At 70.7% G+C, this 19,793-nt stretch carries 22 protein-coding genes; 9 read left to right on the top strand and 13 right to left on the bottom strand.

The features are described from left to right. Positions 1-172 precede the first annotated feature (172 nt). From AB0G63_RS14740 to AB0G63_RS14730, 3 genes are all read right to left on the bottom strand, one after another. Positions 173-427, bottom strand: a complete 255-nt coding sequence (locus AB0G63_RS14740; RefSeq protein ID WP_360749608.1) for a type II toxin-antitoxin system RelE/ParE family toxin — start codon at positions 425-427, stop codon at positions 173-175. After that, positions 424-771 (bottom strand): hypothetical protein, encoded by a 348-nt coding sequence (locus AB0G63_RS14735; RefSeq protein WP_360749605.1) that lies wholly within the window; start codon positions 769-771, stop codon positions 424-426. The genes AB0G63_RS14740 and AB0G63_RS14735 overlap by 4 nt, the downstream gene beginning before the upstream one ends. A gap of 64 nt (positions 772-835) precedes the next feature. Continuing rightward, a complete protein-coding gene (locus AB0G63_RS14730; RefSeq protein WP_360749602.1) occupies positions 836-1,276 on the bottom strand; it encodes an ATP-binding protein in 441 nt (146 codons plus the stop codon). Between the two features lie 225 nt (positions 1,277-1,501). Between AB0G63_RS14730 and AB0G63_RS14725 the strand changes: the two genes are divergently transcribed. Next, positions 1,502-2,383 (top strand): helix-turn-helix transcriptional regulator, encoded by an 882-nt coding sequence (locus AB0G63_RS14725; RefSeq protein ID WP_360749599.1) that lies wholly within the window; start codon positions 1,502-1,504, stop codon positions 2,381-2,383. A 3-nt stretch (positions 2,384-2,386) separates the two neighbouring features. Continuing rightward, positions 2,387-2,572: a DUF397 domain-containing protein gene (locus AB0G63_RS14720; RefSeq protein WP_360749596.1), complete on the top strand. Its 186-nt coding sequence runs from the start codon at positions 2,387-2,389 to the stop codon at positions 2,570-2,572. 43 nt (positions 2,573-2,615) lie between these two features. On the opposite strand, the gene AB0G63_RS14715 is transcribed toward AB0G63_RS14720, so the two are convergent. Then, the gene (locus AB0G63_RS14715) at positions 2,616-3,518 is read right to left on the bottom strand and encodes a D-alanyl-D-alanine carboxypeptidase (protein WP_360749593.1); all 903 of its coding nucleotides are present in this window, start codon (positions 3,516-3,518) and stop codon (positions 2,616-2,618) included. A 231-nt stretch (positions 3,519-3,749) separates the two neighbouring features. Here AB0G63_RS14715 and AB0G63_RS14710 point away from each other — a divergent pair, with 231 nt between their 5' ends. Both AB0G63_RS14710 and AB0G63_RS14705 read left to right on the top strand, forming a co-directional pair. After that, positions 3,750-4,415 carry a GntR family transcriptional regulator gene (locus AB0G63_RS14710; protein ID WP_360749590.1) on the top strand — a complete coding sequence of 222 codons (666 nt, stop codon included), beginning with the start codon at positions 3,750-3,752 and terminating at the stop codon, positions 4,413-4,415. Further along, a complete protein-coding gene (locus tag AB0G63_RS14705) occupies positions 4,412-5,707 on the top strand; it encodes an MFS transporter (RefSeq protein WP_360749587.1) in 1,296 nt (431 codons plus the stop codon). The genes AB0G63_RS14710 and AB0G63_RS14705 overlap by 4 nt, the downstream gene beginning before the upstream one ends. Before the next feature lie 134 nt (positions 5,708-5,841). Here AB0G63_RS14705 and AB0G63_RS14700 read toward each other — a convergent pair whose 3' ends face one another. After that, positions 5,842-6,666, bottom strand: coding sequence for a maleylpyruvate isomerase family mycothiol-dependent enzyme (locus tag AB0G63_RS14700; protein WP_360749584.1), 825 nt, complete (start codon positions 6,664-6,666; stop codon positions 5,842-5,844). A 219-nt stretch (positions 6,667-6,885) separates the two neighbouring features. Here AB0G63_RS14700 and AB0G63_RS14695 point away from each other — a divergent pair, with 219 nt between their 5' ends. After that, entirely contained in the window at positions 6,886-7,692 is an 807-nt protein-coding gene (locus AB0G63_RS14695) for a carbon-nitrogen family hydrolase (RefSeq protein ID WP_360749581.1), read from the top strand. Between the two features lie 61 nt (positions 7,693-7,753). On the opposite strand, the gene AB0G63_RS14690 is transcribed toward AB0G63_RS14695, so the two are convergent. The 4 genes from AB0G63_RS14690 to AB0G63_RS14675 form a co-directional block, all read right to left on the bottom strand. Next, a complete protein-coding gene (locus tag AB0G63_RS14690; protein WP_360749578.1) occupies positions 7,754-8,260 on the bottom strand; it encodes an LURP-one-related family protein in 507 nt (168 codons plus the stop codon). 558 nt (positions 8,261-8,818) lie between these two features. Continuing rightward, on the bottom strand, positions 8,819-9,070 hold the full coding sequence (locus AB0G63_RS14685) for a DUF6458 family protein (RefSeq protein ID WP_360749575.1): 252 nt from the start codon (positions 9,068-9,070) through the stop codon (positions 8,819-8,821). 130 nt (positions 9,071-9,200) lie between these two features. Next, positions 9,201-10,499, bottom strand: a complete 1,299-nt coding sequence (locus AB0G63_RS14680; RefSeq protein ID WP_360749572.1) for a M18 family aminopeptidase — start codon at positions 10,497-10,499, stop codon at positions 9,201-9,203. Positions 10,500-10,641: 142 nt separating this feature from the next. Beyond that, positions 10,642-12,468 (bottom strand): acyl-CoA dehydrogenase, encoded by a 1,827-nt coding sequence (locus AB0G63_RS14675; protein WP_360749569.1) that lies wholly within the window; start codon positions 12,466-12,468, stop codon positions 10,642-10,644. A 142-nt stretch (positions 12,469-12,610) separates the two neighbouring features. Here AB0G63_RS14675 and AB0G63_RS14670 point away from each other — a divergent pair, with 142 nt between their 5' ends. Both AB0G63_RS14670 and AB0G63_RS14665 read left to right on the top strand, forming a co-directional pair. Then, positions 12,611-13,075: an SseB family protein gene (locus AB0G63_RS14670; protein ID WP_360749566.1), complete on the top strand. Its 465-nt coding sequence runs from the start codon at positions 12,611-12,613 to the stop codon at positions 13,073-13,075. Between the two features lie 138 nt (positions 13,076-13,213). After that, on the top strand, positions 13,214-14,185 hold the full coding sequence (locus AB0G63_RS14665; RefSeq protein ID WP_360749563.1) for a pirin family protein: 972 nt from the start codon (positions 13,214-13,216) through the stop codon (positions 14,183-14,185). Positions 14,186-14,384: 199 nt separating this feature from the next. Here AB0G63_RS14665 and AB0G63_RS14660 read toward each other — a convergent pair whose 3' ends face one another. The 3 genes from AB0G63_RS14660 to AB0G63_RS14650 all read right to left on the bottom strand — a co-directional run bounded on the left by AB0G63_RS14660 (position 14,385) and on the right by AB0G63_RS14650 (position 15,565). Further along, positions 14,385-14,540 carry a DUF6131 family protein gene (locus tag AB0G63_RS14660; protein WP_360749560.1) on the bottom strand — a complete coding sequence of 52 codons (156 nt, stop codon included), beginning with the start codon at positions 14,538-14,540 and terminating at the stop codon, positions 14,385-14,387. A 295-nt stretch (positions 14,541-14,835) separates the two neighbouring features. After that, positions 14,836-15,003, bottom strand: a complete 168-nt coding sequence (locus AB0G63_RS14655) for a hypothetical protein (RefSeq protein ID WP_360749557.1) — start codon at positions 15,001-15,003, stop codon at positions 14,836-14,838. Between the two features lie 76 nt (positions 15,004-15,079). Beyond that, positions 15,080-15,565, bottom strand: a complete 486-nt coding sequence (locus tag AB0G63_RS14650) for an Asp23/Gls24 family envelope stress response protein (protein ID WP_360749629.1) — start codon at positions 15,563-15,565, stop codon at positions 15,080-15,082. Positions 15,566-15,718: 153 nt separating this feature from the next. On the opposite strand from AB0G63_RS14650, the gene AB0G63_RS14645 reads away from it, so the two are divergent. Together AB0G63_RS14645 and AB0G63_RS14640 are read left to right on the top strand one after the other, a co-directional pair. Beyond that, on the top strand, positions 15,719-16,309 hold the full coding sequence (locus AB0G63_RS14645; protein WP_360749554.1) for a sigma-70 family RNA polymerase sigma factor: 591 nt from the start codon (positions 15,719-15,721) through the stop codon (positions 16,307-16,309). 285 nt (positions 16,310-16,594) lie between these two features. Beyond that, positions 16,595-17,650 carry an AI-2E family transporter gene (locus AB0G63_RS14640; RefSeq protein ID WP_360749551.1) on the top strand — a complete coding sequence of 352 codons (1,056 nt, stop codon included), beginning with the start codon at positions 16,595-16,597 and terminating at the stop codon, positions 17,648-17,650. On the opposite strand, the gene AB0G63_RS14635 is transcribed toward AB0G63_RS14640, so the two are convergent. Then, positions 17,611-19,761 carry a SpoIIE family protein phosphatase gene (locus AB0G63_RS14635; RefSeq protein WP_360749548.1) on the bottom strand — a complete coding sequence of 717 codons (2,151 nt, stop codon included), beginning with the start codon at positions 19,759-19,761 and terminating at the stop codon, positions 17,611-17,613. The genes AB0G63_RS14640 and AB0G63_RS14635 overlap by 40 nt on opposite strands. Positions 19,762-19,793: the final 32 nt, after the last annotated feature.

The following is a 19,793-nucleotide window of genomic DNA, read 5'->3' as shown; positions in this document are numbered from 1 at the left end:
ACGCGCGTACTTACAACCCAAACACCAGTCCTACGGGGGGGGGGCCCCCCCAAAACTCACTTCCGGGCGTCAGCCACAAAACCACGACTTGCCACCCCCGCCCCTCTTTGACCTGCGGGGACGCTGAGACCGCAACTTCTGCTTGCGATCTCGCGAAACCTCGGAGCTGTGATCAGGCGGCAGTGCTGCCGACCATCAGGATCTTGACGGCGACAGTGGTTCCGTCGATCTCGTAGGTGGCCCGATAGATTCCCACGCGCAACCGCCGGAGGCTGGTCCCGCCAAGCTTGCTGCTGGCGGAGGGCTCCGGGTCGTTGGCAAGAGAATTGATCGCCTTCACGAGCGGCTTCACGGCGTCGCCGTCTCGCGCTCGGAGCCGCTTGAGGCCTTCGGAAGCCGTCCGTTCCCAGACGATGGTGTAGTTCAAGAGGCTTCCGCCCCGGCGATGAGGGCTTCGATCTCGGCCTGGGTGGCGGTAGAGCCGTCCGCAGACCGGGCGTACAGCGATACGGTCACGTCGGCAAAGTCGATCGCGTGCTCGCGGGTGTCCTCGTCCGGTGCCGAGTCGGCGAGCGCCTGGGTCCACCAGTGGTTGAGGAACGCGTCGAAGGCGCCGGAGTCGGACAGAGCGCCGAGTTCTGTGTAGAAGCCGGCTCGATGGTCGAGGCGCAGCGCCGCCCCGATGCCGTCGACCGTGCGCTGTACGACGTCCCCCGTGAACCCGGTGGCTTGCCTGGCCTCCGTCACCGCGTTGTGCCATTCGGCTGCCATCTGTGTCTCCTTTCGCCGCGGGGCCACGGTACCGGCAGGGCACCTTCGGAGACGGCTGAGCAGGCTACGCATCGGGGATCCTCGCGATGTCGAGTTCCGCCCAGACGCTCTTGCCGACCGTCAGTTTCTCCACGGACCAGCGGGAGGCGAGCGTACGCACGATGAGCAGTCCCCGGCCGAACTGGTCGTCGGGGCCGGAGACACGGGCGTGGTCGGGGAGCCGCTCGCCCCTCGGATCGGTGACGGCGACCCGCAGCGCGCCCGCGCCGAGGGACGTCTCCACCCGGAACAGCCGGTCCCGCAGGCACCCGTGCAGCACCGCGTTGGTGCACAGCTCGCTCGCCACCAAGGCCGCGTCGCCGGCCACCTCCGGGTGCCCCCAGGCGACGGCGAGTCGCGCGACGTGCCTGCGGGCGAGGGGGACGCTGCGCGGGTACGGGGTGAAACTCACGGCGTCGTAGCGGCCGTGGACCTTGGGCGGCCCGGGAGGGCAGGAGTCGGTCACGGGAGCGCACCTCCTTGTGCGATGTGAGGCCCAGCGGGGTGGCTCCGCCGTGCGGACGGCACGGTGCGCTTCCGCCTACTGGTGTCGCTCTGTGGGCGATTGAGCACTGACGGTAACGGCAGGGTGAGGGTGCGTGCAAGCGGTCCCAGGGAAATATGTCTCCAGTCGGCTTGCGGGTACGGCGAGGAGAACTGCACACTTTCCGTGATCGGGAGGTATTCCAACGTGACCGAAGGTCAGTTCACGCGCGGCAGCCGCGTCTCGACCGTCCTCGCGCGCAAACTGGGCGGCGAACTGCTCCGGTTGCGGGACGAGGCGGGCCTGACACAACCGCAGGCCGCGGAGGCACTGTCGGCGACTGCGGCCAAAGTCGCCAAGATGGAACGTGGCTGGGTGCCTTTCCGCGACCCCGACATCCGCATCCTGTGCGATCTCTACGGCGTCAGGGACGCCAAGGCGGTGGAGCGGCTGCTGAACCTGGCCAAGACCGACCGTGAGCGCCGTAAGGCGAAGGGCTGGTGGAACCACTACCCGGAACTGCGCTCGCTCGTGGAGTACGTGGCTCTGGAGGACATCGCGACCGGCATCCGCACCTGGCAGGGAGCTTTCGTTCCGGGGCTTTTGCAGACTCCGGACTATGCGCGTGCCCTGGCGATCGGCAACGCCGACTGGGACGACCCCGACGAGATCGAGCGGTTCGTCGAGGCGAAGATCGCCCGCCAGGCCAAGCTGACAGACGGTGATTCCCTGGGGCTGTGGGCCATCGTCGGTGAGGGAGCCCTGCGTCAGTTGGTGGGTGGTCGCGACGTGATGCGTGAGCAACTGGCCCGTCTGCTGGAGGCGTCCCGGCTGCCCAACGTCAAACTTCAGGTGGTGCCCTTCCTCGCGGGTTCCCATCCGGGGATGACCAGTGCTTTCAGCATCGTCTCCTTCGCCGAACCCGGCGCGATGGACGTGGTCTACATGGACACGACCTCGTCTACGCTGTGGCTGGAGAGCGAGTCCGACGCCGCGCGTCACATCGCTACGTTCGAGCGGATCGCCCGCAGCGGCCTCGCGCTTCGCGACTCCGCTGCCCTGATCGAACGCATCCGCAAGGAGCTGTGAGCCGTGTCGCCTTTCCAGTTCGCCAAGTCCACTTACAGCAGCGGCAATGGGGAGTGCGTGGAGGTCGCCCGTAACGTGCCCCGGACCGTCGCCGTGCGGGACAGCAAGCGAGCCGACGGGCCCATAGTCCGGGTCGACCCGGCCGCCTGGGCGCCCTTCGCGGCGTACGTGGGGCGTTCCGGGCGCTGAAAAGGCCCGTCGCCGGCTGCGACGGGCCCCTCGGAGCGGGACGTCAGCTGATCTTGGCGTAGCCGTAGTTGATGAGCTTCTTGACGTCGTTCGTGCGGTCGGTGGCGGACGGGGCCGTCATGACCGTGCCCATCACCGACTCGCCGTTCAGCGTGGCGGCGAAGACGAGGCAGTAGTGGGCGTCGGGGCCCGAGCCGGTCTTGATGCCGAGCGTGCCGTTCCAGCCGAGCAGGGTGTTGGTGTTGTTCCAGGTGGCCATCGTGCGGGTGGCGCCGCTGCTCGTGATGGTCTTCGCCGTGTACGACTTGGTCTTCACGACGGTCTTGAACGCGGAGCTCTTCATCACGCTGCGGGCGAGCTTCGTCAGGTCGCGCGGCGTCGAGTAGTTCGAGCCGTTGCTGAGGCCGTCGAACGAGTCGAAGTGCGTGTTCGTCATGCCGAGGTTCTTGGCCGTGGTGTTCATCTTGGAGATGAACGACTTCACGCGCGCGCTGACCGACGTGCCCGTGCCGAACTTGTCGGCGAGGGCCATCGCCGCGTCGCAGCCGGAGGGCAGCATCATCCCGTACAGCAACTGCCGGACGGTGACCTTGTCACCGACGATCAGGTGGGCCGACGAGGGGTAGCCCTTGGAGACCATGTAGTCACTGACGGCCTTCTTGATCGTGACCTTGGTGTCCAGGTTCAGGTTCGACTGCGACAGCACGACCTTGGCGGTCATGACCTTCGTGGTCGAGGCGGTCAGCCGCTTGGTGTCGGCGGACTTGCTGTAGAGGGTCGTGCCAGTGGCGCTGTTCATCAGGTATCCGCCCTTGGCGGTGATGGTGGGCGCCGTCAAGGCCTGCGCCGGAGCCGCGGTGAGCGCTCCGGTGGCGAACACCGCGCCGGTCGTGACGGCGACGGCTGCGGCTCTGCGAAGACGGAAGCCCTTGATGCCGGTAATCAAGTGAGGTACCCCGATTGAGTCGAATGCCCCTGGAATGCGGCCGGTTGAGTGTGCATGGATTCTGGGGCCGCACGTGTGTGACACGTAAGTAGCACAGAAGGTTGTGCGGTTGATGGGGTGAATTCAGGATTCGGCTGTGGCGTGGGCCACGTGCGTGCTCCACGGGGGGTCGAGAGGTCCGCATGGTGGACCGGACCGGACATGCGTACGTGTTGTATCTATGCTGTGTTCATGCCTTCAGCGCCACTCGCACCCGTCAAGCGGCCCCCCGCCGCCGCCGACCGTGTGTACGCCCACGTCAAGCAGGCCGTCCTGGAACGCCGTTACGAGGGCGGGACGCTCCTCACCGAAGGCGAACTCGCCGAAGCCGTCGGAGTCTCGCGCACCCCGGTGCGGGAGGCGCTGCTGCGGCTGGAGGTCGAGGGGCTGATCAGGCTGTACCCGAAGAAGGGCGCGCTGGTCCTGCCGGTGTCCGCGCAGGAGATCGCCGACGTCATCGAGACCCGCCTGCTGGTCGAGGAGCACGCGGCCCGCAAGGCCGTACCCGCTTCCGCGGGGCTCGTCGAGAGGCTGGAGGAGCTGTTGACCCGGCAGAAGGCGCAGGCCGCCGCAGGCGACTTCGCCGCGGCCGCCGTCACCGACCGCTGTTTCCACGCCGAGATCGTGCGCAGCGGCGGCAACGAGATCCTCTCCCGCCTCTACGACCAGCTGCGCGACCGTCAGCTGCGCATGGGCGTCGCCGTCATGCACTCGCACCCCGACCGGATCGCCAAGACCCTCGCCGAGCACGAGGAGATCCTCGACGCGCTGCGCTCCGGGGACGCGGACGCGGCGGTCGGCGTCGTCCACCGGCACGTCGGCTGGTTCTCGCACCTGGCGCGGGGTGAGATCCGGTGACCGCCTCCACCCTGCCGGGCGATCCTCCGGGCGGACGGCGCGCGATCGCCGTCTGGGGCATCGGTGTCTCCGTCTACTTCGTCGCCGTGATCTTCCGGACGTCCCTCGGGGTCGCCGGGCTGGACGCGGCCGACCGCTTCCATGTCAACGCCTCGGCGCTGTCGACCTTCTCCATCCTGCAGCTGCTGGTCTACGCCGGCATGCAGATACCCGTGGGGCTCCTGGTCGACCGGCTCGGCACCAAGAAGGTGCTGGGCATCGGGACCGTGCTGTTCACGGCCGGCCAGCTGGGCTTCGCGCTCTCGCCGTCGTACGGCACGGCGCTCGGCTCGCGGGCGCTGCTCGGCTGCGGCGACGCGATGACGTTCATCAGCGTGCTGCGGCTGGGCACCCGCTGGTTCCCCGCCCGGCGCGGCCCGCTCGTCGCGCAGCTCGCGGGACTCGTGGGCATGGCCGGCAACCTCGTCTCCACGCTGGTGCTGGCCCGGCTGCTGCACGGCGTCGGCTGGACGGCGGCGTTCGCGGGCAGCTCGCTCGCCGGAGCCGTCGTCCTCGTCCTGCTGCTGGTCTTCCTGAAGGACCACCCCGAGGGCCACGAACCGGAGCCGCTGCCGCACCGGGGGGCCGCCTACGTGCGCCGGCAGATCGCCGCGTCCTGGCGGGAGCCGGGGACCCGGCTCGGGCTGTGGGTGCACTTCACGACCCAGTTCCCGGCCATGGTGTTCCTGCTGCTGTGGGGGCTGCCGTTCCTGGTCGAGGCGCAGGGGCTCAGCCGCGCCACGGCCGGGGAACTGCTCACCCTGGTCGTCCTGTCCAACATGGCCGTCGGCCTCGTCTACGGCCAGGTCGTCGCCCGGCACCACGCGGCCCGGCTGCCGCTGGCGCTGGGCACCGTGGGCGCCACCGCGGTCATGTGGGCGCTCACCCTGGCCTGGCCCGGCGCACACGCCCCGATGGGGCTGCTGATCGCGCTGTGCGCGGTGCTGGGCGCCTGCGGGCCCGCGTCCATGCTCGGCTTCGACTTCGCGCGGCCGGCCAACCCGCCGGAACGGCAGGGCACGGCCTCCGGAATCACCAACATGGGCGGTTTCGTCGCCTCGATGACGACGCTGTTCGCGATCGGCGTGCTGCTCGACGCCACCGGCGACAACTACACCGTCGCCTTCTCCGCGGTGTTCGTGCTCCAGGCGCTCGGCGTCAGCCAGATCCTCCGGCTCGGCGGGCGGGCGGCGCGCAGGGAGCGGGAGCGGCTGGTGGCCAGCCGGGTGGAGACGGTGCACGTGCCCGCGTGACCCGCGACGCGGCCCCGCTCACCGGCATGCTCCAGCCGCCGGGCGGGGCACCGCGGCGCCGTAGCGCGCGGTGCGGCCCCGTCCCGAAGCGCCGCGGACCCCGACGTCACCGTGAAGTCCCGCAGCGCCCCGGACTACGGCGTCACCGTGAAGTTCCGCAGGATCGCCGACGTCAGCTCCGGGTCCCCCTCCGCCTTGACCCGGTCCGCCACCGCGTCCGGGGTCACCCGGCCGCAGGCCAGGCGGACGTAGGTCTCCCAGTCGAGGGTGAAGGTCGCGGCGGGTCCAAGGGCGGGGGCCGTCTCGAGGGTGCCGCGGCCCTGGATGTCGATGCGGATCGTGCGCAGGAACTCGACCGGACCGTGGACGTCGAAGACGAACGCCGAGCTGCGCGGCGCCTCGGCCCGGTTCGCCACCACCTCCGGCAGCGCGGCCAGCAGCACGTCACGGGCCACGTGCGCGCCGGGGGAGTCGAGGTTGCCGGGGCGGCCGAGCGCGGCGCGCAGGTCCTGCTCGTGCACCCACACGTTGAAGGCGTGGTTGCGCATGGACTCCTCCAGCGTCAGCTCGGAGCCCAGCGGGCCGCGCACCTTGGCGCCCGGCTGCCGGTTCTCGTTGCGCAGCTGGCGGTTGCGGCGGATGATCACGTACTCCAGCTCGGACGTCATCTCCGGCGCCGTGTGGTGGCGGCGGACGTCGACCTGCATCTCCATGTAGCGCTGGTGCTCGTTGGTGACGTGGAACAGGTCGCGCGGGAGCGCGTGGATGGGCCGCGGGTCGCCGAGCATCTCGCAGTCCAGGCCGATGACGTGGGAGACGACGTCACGGACCGACCACCCCGGGCACGGTGTGCGCCAGTTCCACTCGCCCTCCACAAGGGGCCGGACCAGTTCGGATATCGCTTCGATGGAGTGGGTCCAGGCGTCGGCGTAGGGCTGGAGGGTGGGATGCAGACTCACGGAACGGGACCCCTCGGCGGTCGGTACACGGGCAGATTGTGGCGGCTTTGCCAGTGGGAGGTGGCTGCACTCGGCGGGTGTCTTGGAACTCCCCCAGCTCTCGGTCGCGCTCGAGCCGGGGGTGCCCCCAAGTTACGCTGCTGTGAGGCACCCCGGCAGTGCTTTCGTGTGACGATCGTAGGCCCGAGTGGACGGCTTCCATGCCAGGACGGTGGTAGTGTGCGCGCCTCTTTGCTTCAGATTGCCGTGAACGAGGGCGAATCGGTCGAATCGCGTCGGCGGCGGGTGTCGTCGCTCGTGCGGGAACAGGCCGGAGCCGATCTGGTCGTGCTCCCGGAGCTGTGGACCACCGGTGCGTTCGCCTACGAGGACTTCGGCGGCGAGGCCGAGCCGCTCCAGGGGCCGACGTACGAGGCCATGGCGAAGGCCGCGAGCGACGCGGGCGTGTGGCTGCACGCGGGCTCGATCCCCGAGCGCGACCCCGACGGCACCCTCTACAACACCTCACTCGTCTTCACCCCCTCCGGCGATCTGGCCGCCGCCTACCGCAAGATCCACCGCTTCGGCTTCGACAAGGGCGAGGCCGTGCTGATGGGAGCGGGCCGCGAACCGGTGACCGTCCGGCTGCCGCAGACCACCGCCGGCCTGGCCACCTGCTACGACCTCCGTTTCCCCGAACTGTTCCGCGCGCTCGTCGACGCCGGCGCCGAGATGCTGGTGATCCCGGCGGGCTGGCCGGAGCGCCGCCGGGCGCACTGGACGCTGCTGGCCCGGGCGCGGGCGGTGGAGAACCAGGCGTTCGTGCTCGCCTGTGGAACGGCCGGGACCCACGCGGGGGTTCCCCAGGCCGGTCACTCGATCGTGGTGGATCCCTGGGGCGAGGTGCTCGCCGAGGCGGGCGCCGGCGAGGAGGTCCTCACCGTCGACCTCGACCCGGCGAAGGTGGCGGCGACCCGGCAGCAGTTCCCGGCCCTGAAGGACCGCGTCCTGGGCCTGGCACCCCCGCCCGCGCCCCGGCCTTCCTGAACCCCTGCGACCGCTGATCCGTAACCCCTGTCCCGGCTGGGACAGGGGCTCAGTCAGGGGCTCAGTCCTCACCCCGGTCGTGCTCCCGCTCCTTCTCCGCCAGGTGGATCACGCACACCGTCACCGCGATCAGCAGTGCCGGGTCCGCGTCCTCGCGGACGACGTCGACGCCGTATGTCTCGCGTACGTGCAGCCAGCGGCGGGAGATCACGGCCAGCACTTCGCCGTCGTACTCGACGACGAACTCCCGGTCCAGGATGCGGCCGCTGACGTCGAGTTCGGTGCCGTCCACCAGGGTGACCCGGAAGTGATTGCGCAGCAGCGACAGGCGCTTGCGCCGGACGGTCGCCAGGCCCTCGCCGCCGCGTTCGATGACCATCGTGTCGCGCAGCGCGAACATCTTCTGGTGGATGTCGACGAGCACGTGCCCGTCCCGGTCCTTCAGCTCGAACGTGTCCCGCAGCCGCATGGCCTTGCCGTCGACGAGGAACACCTTGTCGCCGTGCTCGTCCTCGATCCAGTAGTCCTCGCCGATGCCGAGGAGCCGGTCGCGTACCAGGAATCTCATACCGTCAGCGCTTCCCCGCCGGCCGGCCTGCGACGCCGCCGCTGGGCCGACAGGCTGAGCCCGTCCCCGCCCCGCGCCGCGCCCGTGCCGCGCCCGCGCCGCCCCGCGCCCGCTCCGGGCGCGGGCGGAGTGGAGTCCGACGCCGGACGCCGGAACCGACCGGCCGAAAAGGCCCGCCCCGGCACCCGCCGGGGGTCACGGTGCCGTCCGACGGCTCGGCGACCGTGAGCGGCGCCCCCACCCACGTGCTGCGCCGCGCTAAGGCCCGGCGACCGGTGAGGCCGGCACACTCGCCGCGGACGTGCGGCGGCCGGGCGACGCGGTGCCGGGGCCGGCCAGCGCCGGCGCGGCGCCGGCTTGGGCGGTGTCGTCGGTGCAGTTCTCAGTGCAGTTCTCAGTGCAGTTGTCGGTGCAGTTGTCGACGACGACGGTGATCAGGTCTGGGAGTCGGGTTTGCTCCCAGAGGCTTCGATGGCACAGGAGATACGTTCCTGCTCGTTGTGGGCGGGGTACGGGATCGCTCTGTGCGTACGGCTGCGTCCCTCGGACACCGCTCTCTCAGACGCCGTAGCCGTCGCTGTATCCGTCGCGCCGATGGGGGTGCGTTTCCTCGGTGACGACCGGCGTGGTGGGGGGTACCACCACTCGCCTGCGCCGGGCGATGCTGCTGAAGGTGCTGACACCGATCAGCCCGACGATCATCAGGATGATGCCGACCAGGTCGAGGTTGACCCCCTGCATGTGCCAGTCGGTCGCAAACGTGAGGATGGCTCCCGCGGCGATGAGGATGATGCATCCGCCGAGGCCCATGGATGTCGCCTCCTGTCCGGTCCGGACTTTCCGGTCACCTCCGTGTACCCGCGCGTCCGGCACCCATGCGGAGTCGACGGCTCACGCCTCGTCAGGAGGGCCGCCCCCGGGCCCGAGTTCGGGCCGGCGCTCATCCCTCCAGGAACGCCACCAGCGCGTTCGCCAGCAGGTGCGGGTCGTCGACGCCGCACAGTTCGCGCGCGCTGTGCATGGACAGGATCGCGACGCCGATGTCGACGGTCTTGATGCCGTGCCGGGCCGCGGTGATCGGGCCGATCGTGGTGCCGCACGGCATGGAGTTGTTGGAGACGAAGGACTGGAAGGGGACGCCAGCCTTCTCGCAGGCGGCGGCGAACACCGCGCGGCCCGAACCGTCGGTGGCGTAGCGGTTGTTGACGTTGACCTTGAGGATCGGCCCGCCGTTGACGCGCGGGTGGTGCGTGGGGTCGTGCCGCTCCGCGTAGTTGGGGTGGACGGCGTGACCGGTGTCGGAGGACAGGCAGACGCTGCCCGCGAAGGCTCTGGCCCGGTCCTCGTACGATCCTCCGCGCGCGAAGACCGAACGTTCCAGCACGCTGCCGAGCAGCGGCCCGTCCGCGCCGGTGTCCGACTGGGAGCCGTTCTCCTCGTGGTCGAACGCCGCCAGGACCGGGACGTACGGCAGGTCCGAGCCGCCGGACGCGACGGCGGCCAGCGCGGCCGTGGCGGCGTGCACGGACAGCAGGTTGTCCATCCGGGGCCCGGCGACGAGTTCCTTGTCGCGGCCCAGGTAGGCCGGGGGTTCCACCGAGTGCACCATCAGGTCCCAGCCGGTGACCTCGCCCGCGCCGAGCCGGGCGGTCTCCTCCAGGAACGCGATCAGGTCGCCGTCGCGCACGTCGTTGCCGAGGCCCCACACCGGCTGGAGGTGGCGCTGCTTGTCGAGCTTGAGCCCCTCCGACGCCACCGAGCGGTCCAGGTGGATGGCGAGCTGGGGGACGCGCAGCAGCGGCCGGTCGACGTTCACCAGCCGGGTCGAGCCGTCCCGCAGGGTGAGCCGGCCCGCCAGGCCCAGGTCGCGGTCGAGCCATGAGTTCAGCAGCGGCCCGCCGTAGATCTCCACGGCCACCTGCCGCCAGCCGTGCGCCCCGGTGTCGGGCAGCGGCTTGACCCGCAGGTTGGGGGAGTCGGTGTGGGCGCCGATGATCCGGAACGGGGCGTGCGCGGGGGCGCCCTCGGGGACGTACCAGGCGATGATCGCCCCGCCGCGCAGTACGTACCGGCCGCCGCTGGTCCCGTCCCAGGCGTGCGTCTCGGCGACCTGGCGGAAACCGGCCTTCTCCAGCCGTTCGGCGGCAGCGGCCACCGCGTGGTAGGGCGACGGGCTGGCCGTCAGGAAGGACATCAGGTCGTCGGTGTGGCCGCGGTCGAAGCGGGAGGGTGCGCTCATGGGTTCACCTTAACGACGCCAAGGAGCCCGTTCCCGGGCTGGGAACGGGCCCCTTGTGAAGGAAATGGGGACGCGGGGCCCCTCCCTGGGGAGGGAGGGGCCGGGGCGGGCCGGAGGCTCCCCTGGCAGGGAGCGGGGGCGGCTAGAACGCCGCCTCGTCCAGCTCCATCAGCTCCAGGTCCACGCCCTCGGCGAGCTTGCGCGCGCCGGTGACGCCGGGCAGCACGTTGGCCGCGAAGAACTTCGCCGCCGCGATCTTGCCCGTGTAGAACGCCTTGTCCTTGGAGGAGGCCGTCTGCAGCTTCTCGGCGGCGATCGCGGCGCCCTTGAGCAGCAGGTAGCCGACGACGACGTCACCGGAGGCCAGCAGCAGGCGGGTGGTGTTCAGGCCCACCTTGTAGATGTTCTTGACGTCCTGCTCGGTGGCCGCGAGGTCGGTCAGCATCAGGCCGACGATGGCCTCCAGCTCGACGGCCGCCTTCGCCAGGTGCTCGCGGGCGCCCGCCAGCTCCTCGCCGCCGGTGCCGAGGGCGAGGAACTTCTTGATGTCCTCGGCGAGGGAGTTCAGCGCGGCGCCCTGGTTGCGGACGATCTTCCGGAAGAAGAAGTCCTGGCCCTGGATCGCGGTCGTGCCCTCGTACAGGGTGTCGATCTTGGCGTCGCGGATGTACTGCTCGACCGGGTACTCCTGGAGGAAGCCGGAGCCGCCGAAGACCTGCAGCGACTGGGCGAGCTGCTCGTAGCCCTTCTCGGAACCGTAGCCCTTGACGATCGGCAGCAGCAGGTCGTTCAGCGCGTGCTCGGCCTTGGCGTCCTCGCCGGCCGCCTCCTTGACGGCGATCGCGTCCTGGATCGAGGCCGTGTAGAGGACGAGGGCGCGCATGCCCTCGGCGTACGCCTTCTGCGTCATCAGCGAGCGGCGCACGTCGGGGTGGTGGGTGATGGTGACCTTGGGCGCGGCCTTGTCCATGAAGTTCGCCAGGTCCGGACCCTGGACGCGCTCCCTGGCGTACTCCAGCGCGTTGAGGTAGCCGGTCGACAGGGTGGAGATGGCCTTCGTGCCGACCATCATCCGGGCGAACTCGATGATCCGGAACATCTGGCGGATGCCGTCGTGCTTGTCGCCGATCAGCCAGCCCTTGGCGGGGTGCTGGTCGCCGAACGTCATCTCGCAGGTGTTGGACGCCTTCAGGCCCATCTTGTGCTCGACGTTCGTGGCGTAGACGCCGTTGCGCTCGCCCAGCTCGCCGGTCTCGAAGTCGAAGAGGTACTTCGGGACGAGGAAGAGGGACAGGCCCTTGGTGCCGGGGCCGGCGCCCTCGGGACGGGCGAGGACGTAGTGGAGGATGTTCTCCGCCATGTCGTGCTCACCGGAGGTGATGAACCGCTTCACGCCCTCGATGTGCCAGGAGCCGTCCTCCTGCTGCACGGCCTTGGTGCGGCTGGCGCCGACGTCCGAGCCGGCGTCCGGCTCGGTGAGCACCATCGTCGCGCCCCACTGCTTCTCGACGGCGATCTGCGCGATGCCCTTCTGGACGTCGTTGCCCTCGTCGTAGAGGATCCCGGCGAAGGCCGGGCCGGAGGAGTACATCCACACGGCCGGGTTCGAGCCCAGGATGAGCTCGGCGTACGCCCAGATCAGGGACGGCGGAGCGGTGGTGCCGCCGATTCCCTCGGGCAGGCCCAGGCGCCAGTACTCGGAGTCCATGAAGGCCTTGAAGCTCTTCTTGAAGGACTCCGGGACCGGCGCGGTGTTGGTCTCCGGGTCGAAGACCGGCGGGTTGCGGTCGGCGTCCGCGAAGGACTCGGCCAGCTCGTTCTCCGCGAGGCGGGTCAGCTCCTCGAGGACGCTCTTGGCGGTCTCGGTGTCCATCTCCTCGAACGGGCCGGTGCCGTACAGCTTGTCGCGCCCGAGTACTTCGAAGAGGTTGAACTCGATGTCGCGGAGATTCGACTTGTAGTGCCCCATGGCGACGGCTCCGTAGAGAGATCGGCGAGGCACTGGATCCTCGCGCTAGTTCACGTACCAACAAGTAGCTCCGATGATGCTACCCGTCGGTAATAAGAAGCAACCCCGATTCGGTCATCTGTGACTCGTTACTCTTTGGGGCATGTACGGCTACGACCAGGGTGTGGGCGCTCAGCAGCAGTACGCCCAAGCGCAGCAGCAGATGCCGGGCGGGTACGGCCAGCAGCCGCCGCTGTACCCCGAGCCGTCCCCGCCGTCCCTCGCGGACGCGGTGCGGGCCTTCACCACCGGCCAGCTGTCGGCGGAGGACTTCCAGCAGGTCTTCGCCACGTCCAAGGTGTATTGCCCGCGCGGCGACAATCCGGGCTTCCTCGCGCTGCACAACACCCAGCAGCCGGTGATCCCGATGTTCACCTCGCTCAAGGAGCTGCGCCGGTACGCGGGCAAGGAGTCCAAGTACTTCGTGATCACCGGCGCGGAGGTGATCGACCTGCTGCCCACCGGCTACGGCTTCGTCCTGGACATGGAGGGCGAGCACCGGATGGTGTTCGACGCGAAGGCGGTCGAGCAGATGGTCGACTTCGCGATGCGGCGCATGTACGGCTAGGCGTCATTGCTTCGCAGGCGGCTGAGCGGCCGTCGTCGCCCCGCGTCAGCCCGGAGGGAATGCCTTCCGGGCTTTCTGTGTTCTGGGTGGCAGAAAGTTCAACGCTCAACTAAAGTAGCCGCACAAGGAGGTACCGACATGCCTGCAGTGACCGTCGAGAACCCGCTGACGCTCCCGCGCGTGACCGCGCCGGCCGACGCCGTGGCACGCCCCGTGCTCGCCGTGACCACCGCGCCGAGCGGTTTCGAGGGCGAGGGCTTCCCGGTGCGCCGGGCGTTCGCCGGGATCAACTACCGCCACCTGGACCCGTTCATCATGATGGACCAGATGGGTGAGGTGGAGTACGCGCCGGGCGAGCCCAAGGGAACCCCCTGGCACCCGCACCGCGGCTTCGAGACCGTCACCTACATCATCGACGGGATCTTCGACCACCAGGACAGCCAGGGCGGCGGCGGCACCATCACCAACGGCGACACCCAGTGGATGACGGCCGGATCGGGCCTCCTCCACATCGAGGCCCCGCCGGAGCACCTGGTCGTCTCGGGCGGCCTCTTCCACGGCCTGCAGCTGTGGGTGAACCTGCCGGCCAAGGACAAGATGATGGCGCCGCGCTACCAGGACATCCGCGGCGGCAACGTCCAGCTGCTCACCTCCCCCGACGGCGGCGCGCTGCTCCGCGTCATCGCCGGCGAGCTGGACGGCCACGCCGGTCCCGGCATCACGCACACGCCGATCACGATGATCCACGCGACGCTGGCGCCGGGTGCGGAGATCACGCTGCCGTGGCGGGAGGACTTCAACGGCCTCGCGTACGTGCTGGCGGGCAAGGGCTCGGTCGGCGCCGAGCGCCGGCCGGTCCACCTCGGTCAGACGGCGGTCTTCGGCTCCGGCGGCTCGCTGACCGTCCGCGCGGACGAGAAGCAGGACTCGCACACCCCGGACCTGGAGGTCGTCCTCCTCGGCGGACAGCCCATCCGTGAGCCCATGGCCCACTACGGCCCGTTCGTCATGAACACCCGCGAGGAGCTCCAGCAGGCGTTCGAGGACTTCCAGAAGGGCCGCCTGGGCACGATCCCCGCTGTGCACGGGATGTCTGAGGGCGGAATGTAGGGTCTTGCAGGCGGACGGCGGCACGCGGCGGCAGGTGCCGCCGCGTGCCGCCGTCCCGTCGCCGCGGTTCACGGAGTGACGCGGAGGGTCGGAAGACGCCGGGCTCAACGGCCTCGACGGCTCCAGGAGTGCGGTGCCTGCTCGATGTCCGGCACCGGTCCGTCCTCGGCAGCGGGTGCCCCGAAGGGCCCGACCCGGATCACCAGTAGTGGCGGTGGCCGGCGACGGCGTGTCCCATCGAGCCGAGGATCCACAGGACGGCTCCGATGACCACCAGGACGATCCCGATGGTCCACAGGATGGACATGCCGGTGACGAGGCCGATGATGAGCAGGATTGCGCCCAGGATGATCATGATGTCTCCTTCGGGAAGCCGGCGGTGACGCCGGTACGGTGACCGTGGACGGTGGGGGCTGTGGGGGGCGGGAGACGGGGATCCGGATCCGGGGATCCGGGGTGACAGCCGTTTCCCTGCGGGCTCACTCCACGCGATGGGGGGTGTGGCGGGCCACCCGGAGGACCCCTGGGCGGCGGCGCTACGGGCGACCACCCCGTCCGGGGTGACGGTGTCGCCCCGCTCGGCCGGGGGCGGCAGTCCGGCAGCCGGCGCCCGCGGGACCGACCCCTCGCCTGGCGAGCTGGCCGGGTCTTCACCGCTGCCTCCGTGTCCGGAGGTCGAGGTCGCCCTGTACGACGAGGCCGACGATCAGCCCCGCCGCGCCCAGGGCCAGCACCAGCAGAAGTGCCCAGAAACCGCCGAAGTAGCCCGCGAAGCCGAGGGCCATGCCGGCCGCGAGGCCCGTCATCGCTGCGTTCATCTCGCACTCACTCGTCTCGCGAAAGCATCTCTGGGTTCGCGTGGTCACCCGCGCCCGTACGGGGCGCGGCGGTGGGTCACCTCACGCGGCCCTCGTCCGCTCCGGTCTCTTCCTCCTCGTCGGGCAGGTGGACGTCGTCGACGGCCACGTTCACCTCGACGACCTCCAGGCCCGTCATCCGCTCGACGGCGCTGATCACGTTGGTGCGCACGCCGGCGGCGACATCGACGATGGAGACGCCGTACTCGACGACGACGTCCAGGTCCACGGCGGTCTGCCGCTCACCCACCTCGACCTTCACGCCACGCGTGACGGCCCCGCCTCCGCCTCCGGGGACCCGTTCCCGCACGGCGCCGAAGGCGCGGGCCATCCCTGCGCCCAGGTTGTAGATGCCCGGTACCTCGCGGGCCGCCATGCCCGCGATCTTGGCCACCACGCCGTCCGCGATGGTGGTCTTCCCCCGTGTCTCGGCCGGAGCGCCGGCCCCGGGGCGGCCCTTGAGCGCGCTCACGCCCGTCTCGGGCCGGCTGCCCTCGCCGACGCTGGTGATGTCGTCCGTCATGGCGGTCGCCTCGATCGGTCCCGCGGACACCGGTACGGCGCCCCTCAAGAACTTGGACATGTCGGGCGCCGCATTCCTCACGCGCATCGCATGTGATGTGCATCACGTCTGGCCTGTCGGGTACACGGACGGTCCGAGCCGTGTGGGGGCACCGTGACCGAAAGTGCTGTTTCCTCATCGCCGGGCCGCGGCCTGTGGGGACGCGACCTGCCGGACGGCCTGCTGGCCGTACGGGCGGCAGAGGGGGACGAGGACTCCTTCGCCGTTCTCGTCCAGCGGCACGGCCGACCCCTCTTCGCCCTGGCCCGCTGCATGCTCGGCAACCCGCAGGACGCCGAGGACGCTGTTCAGGAGGCCTTCGTCAGCGCCTGGCGGCGACTGCCGGAGTACCACCACAGCGCGGAGTTCGGTACCTGGATGTACCGGATCACCGTCAACCGCTGCCTGACCATGCGCCGTCACCGGCTGCCGGCCCTCTCGCTGGACGCCGTCGCCGAGCCCGCGGCGGGTGACGCCTGGAGTCAGCCCGCCCGGTCCGCCGAGCAGGACGCGGCCACCGCCGACCTGTCCCGCGCACTCGGCGATCTGGACGCCGGGCAGCGGCTCTGCTGGATCCTGCGGGAGGTGCAGGGCCTGTCCTACAAGGAGATCTCCGATGTAACGCGGACCAGCGAACAGACGGTGCGCGGCAGACTGTTCAGGGCACGCCGGACCTTGCAGGAGGCGATGGCCCCATGGCGCTAGCGGGCCCGCACGCGCGGCCTTCCGTCGTCACGTCGTCACGTCGTCACGTCGTCACGGACGTCCGCCGGGCGACGCCGGGTGCCGGCGCCGAGGTCTGCCGCCACGGGCAGTCCGACGCCGACGCCCACGGTCGGCGAACGCGGACGACGGCGCGACGCCGCAGCGCCTGAAGGCGTACGACTGGCCCGGGGCCCGCGCCGGGCCGTTCCCCCGTTGGTGGGCAGAAGCGTCGGTTCCGTCGATGTCGTGCGGGCGGCGGGGGCGGCCTGTGGTGGCCTGGGGGGCGTGTCGTTGCTTCCCGAACCCGTGCGCCGGCTCGCCGCCTGGTGCGTCGTCGCGCTGCTCGTGTCCGGGGTCGTGTTCGTCGCGATCCGGCTGTGCGTGGAGCTGCGGACCGCCGTCGTGCCCGTGCTGCTGGCGCTGCTGGGGACCGCGCTGCTCGGGCCCCTGCACCGGCGGCTCGTCAGGGCCGGGGTCCACCGGTCCGCCGCCGCCGGGCTCACCTGCGTCGCCGTCGTCGCCGTGGTCGGCGGGGCCGTGTACATCGTCGTCGCCGCGCTCCTCGACACCGGGGACCAGATCGTCGCCTCGCTGAAGGAGGCGGCCCGGGGGGTCGCCGCCCACTTCGGCGCCGCCGGCACGTCGCTGGACGACCTCGCCTCCAACTCGCGGCAGCTGCTGGCGAAGTTCGGGGGGACGGCGGCCTCGGGCGTCATCAGCGGGGTGAGCGTCGTGGGGGAGGGCCTCGCCATGGCCGTGCTCGCCCTGCTGCTCGTCTTCTTCTTCCTGCGCGACGCGCACCGGGCCGCCGATACCCTGCGGGCGCTCGTTCCCCACGACTCCGGCGACACCGTCGAGGCCATGGCACGGCGGGCCTACGGCGCCGTCGAGGGGTTCATGCGCGGGACCACGTTCATCGCGCTCATCGACGCCCTGTGCATCACCGTCGGCCTGCTCATCCTCCGCGTGCCGGGTGCCGTCGGCCTCGGTGCGCTGGTCTTCGTCGGGGCTTACATCCCCTACCTAGGCGCGTTCATCTCGGGGGCCGTGGCCGTGCTGGTCGCGCTCGCCGACCGCGGGTTCGTCATCGCACTGTGGGCGCTCGGCGTCGTACTCGCCGTGCAGGTGCTGGAGGGACACGTGCTGCAGCCGATGATCCAGAGCAGGACCGTGCAGATGCATCCGGCGGCGGTGCTGCTCGCGATCACGGCGGGCGCGTCGGTGGCCGGGATCCTCGGCATGCTGCTCGCCGTGCCGCTGACCGCGGCCGCCTTCGGGGTCCTGCACGAGATGCGGGAGCTCTACGGGGCCACGGGGATGTCGGAGTCGTCGGACTCGTAGAGCTCGAACCAGATGGTCTTGCCCTCGCCCTGCGGATCGACCCCCCAGGCGTGCGCCAGCAGTTCGATCAGGAGCAGCCCGCGGCCGGAGGAGGCCAGTTCGCCCGGGCGGCGCCGGTGCGGCAGGTCGTCGCTGGGGTCGGTGACCTCCACCCGCATCCGCCGGTCGCCCTTCTCGCCCCGCACCTCGGCGCGCAGCAGCGCGTCGGAGTCGGTGTGCACGAGCACGTTGGTGAGCATCTCCGACAGCAGCAGGACCGCCGAGTCGATCTGGTCCGGGGAGGCCCAGTCGTGCAGCAGTTCGCGCAGTTGCTGGCGGGCTGCGGCCACCCGCTCCGGCGCGGTCTGCGCCACCGACAGCACCGTGCGGCGGACGGAGGGCTGGACGATGACCGCGTCCGGGCTGCCCTCCGACGGCCGGCACAGCAGCAGGACCGCTATGTCGTCCTCGCGCCGGTCGGCGAGCGGGCCGGTGGTGTGGTGGGAGGAGGGCCCGTGCACCCCCTGCACCAGCGCGTCGGCGAGTTCCTCGAGGTCGCCCTTGTGTTCCTCGAGGATGGTGCGGATGCGCCGCCAGCCGGTCTCCAGGTCGTGGCCGCCGGTCTCGATCAGGCCGTCGGTGCAGAGCATCATGGTCTCGTCGGGTTCGAGGAGGATGCGGGTGGTGGGGTAGTCGGCGTCCGGGTCGATGCCCAGCGGCAGGCCGCCCTCCGTCGGCCGGGTCAGCACGGTGCCGTCCGCCATCCGGATCGCCGGATCGGGGTGGCCGGCGCGGGCGATCTCGAGGATTCCGGTGGCGGGGTCGACCTCGACGTACAGGCACGTCGCGAAGCGCAGGTCGGCGGAGTCCGCGCCGCCCATGCCGTGCAGGAAACGCGACGCGCGTGAGAGCACCGCGTCGGGGCGGTGGCCCTCGCTGGCGTAGGCGCGCAGCGCTATGCGCAGCTGGGCCATCAGCCCGGCCGCCCGTACGTCGTGGCCCTGTACGTCGCCGATGACGAGGGCGAAGCGGCCGTCGCCGCTCCTGGTCCGGGAGCTTCCGCCGGGCAGCGGGATCATGTCGTACCAGTCGCCGCCGACCTGGAGGCCGCCGCCGGTGGGGACGTAGCGGGCGGCGACGCGCATGCCGGGTATCTGCGGGCCGAGGGTCGGCAGCATGGAGCGCTGCAGGTCGTCGGTCAGGGCCCGCTCGGTCTCGGCGGCCCCGGCGCGGCTGAGCGCCTGGGCGAGCATGCGGGCCACCGTCGCCAGCACGGCCCGTTCGTCGGGTGTGAAGGCGACCGGGTAGTTGAAGACCGCCAGCCAGGTGCCCATGGTGCGGCCGCCCGCGGTCAGTGGCAGGTAGGCCCAGGAGCGGCGGTGGTAGTGCGCGGCGAGCGGCCAGGAGACCGGGTAGCGGGACTTGTACTGCTCGGGCGTGGAGAGGTAGACGGCACGGCCGGTACGGACCACCTCGGCAGCCGGGTAGTCGGTGTCCAGCGGCATCTGCGTGAAGGGGGGTTCCTCGCTGAGTTCCGGTCCGTGGTGGCCGATGACCGTGAGCTGGTCGCCCTGCACGCCGAACACCGCGAGCTCGGCCGGTGAGAAACCCGGCATCGACAGGCCCGCCGCGACCCGCAGCACCTCCTGGGTCGACCGTGCCTCGGCCAGCGCCCGGCCCGCGTCCAGCAGGAAGGCCTCACGGGAGCGCCGCCAGTCGCCGGTGACGGCGCTGCGCCCGGCGGGCGTGCCCGGGGTGGGCTCGGTGACCTCCTGAAGGGTGCCGATCAGCTGGAAGGAGCGCGTCCGCCGGTCGTAGGTCGGCTTCGAGCGGGAGCGGACGACGCGGATGATCCGGCCGTGCTCGTCCATGACCCGGATGCGCACCTCGGCGAGGGTCTGCTCGGAGACGGCGAGGGTGACCACGCCGGTGATCTCGTTCCAGTCGACGGGGTGCAGACGGGCTCGCGCCTGGGCCTGCGTGAGCGTCCTCGCCTCGGCGGGCAGCCCGAGCAGCCGAGCGGCCTCGGCGTCGACGGTGACCAGCTCGGTGGCGGTGTCCCAGTGCCACAGGCCGGTCGCGAGGGCGGTGAGGACCTCCCCCACGGCGGGCAGGGGCTCGCCAGTGCGCATTGACCCACTTTATGGAGAAGCGATCGGAAAGT

The sequence above is a fragment of the Streptomyces sp. NPDC020996 genome (genome assembly GCF_040641355.1).
Lineage (GTDB): Bacteria > Actinomycetota > Actinomycetes > Streptomycetales > Streptomycetaceae > Streptomyces.
Note: the sequence above shows the minus strand (reverse complement) of the source record. Positions and strands in the feature narration are given on the sequence as shown.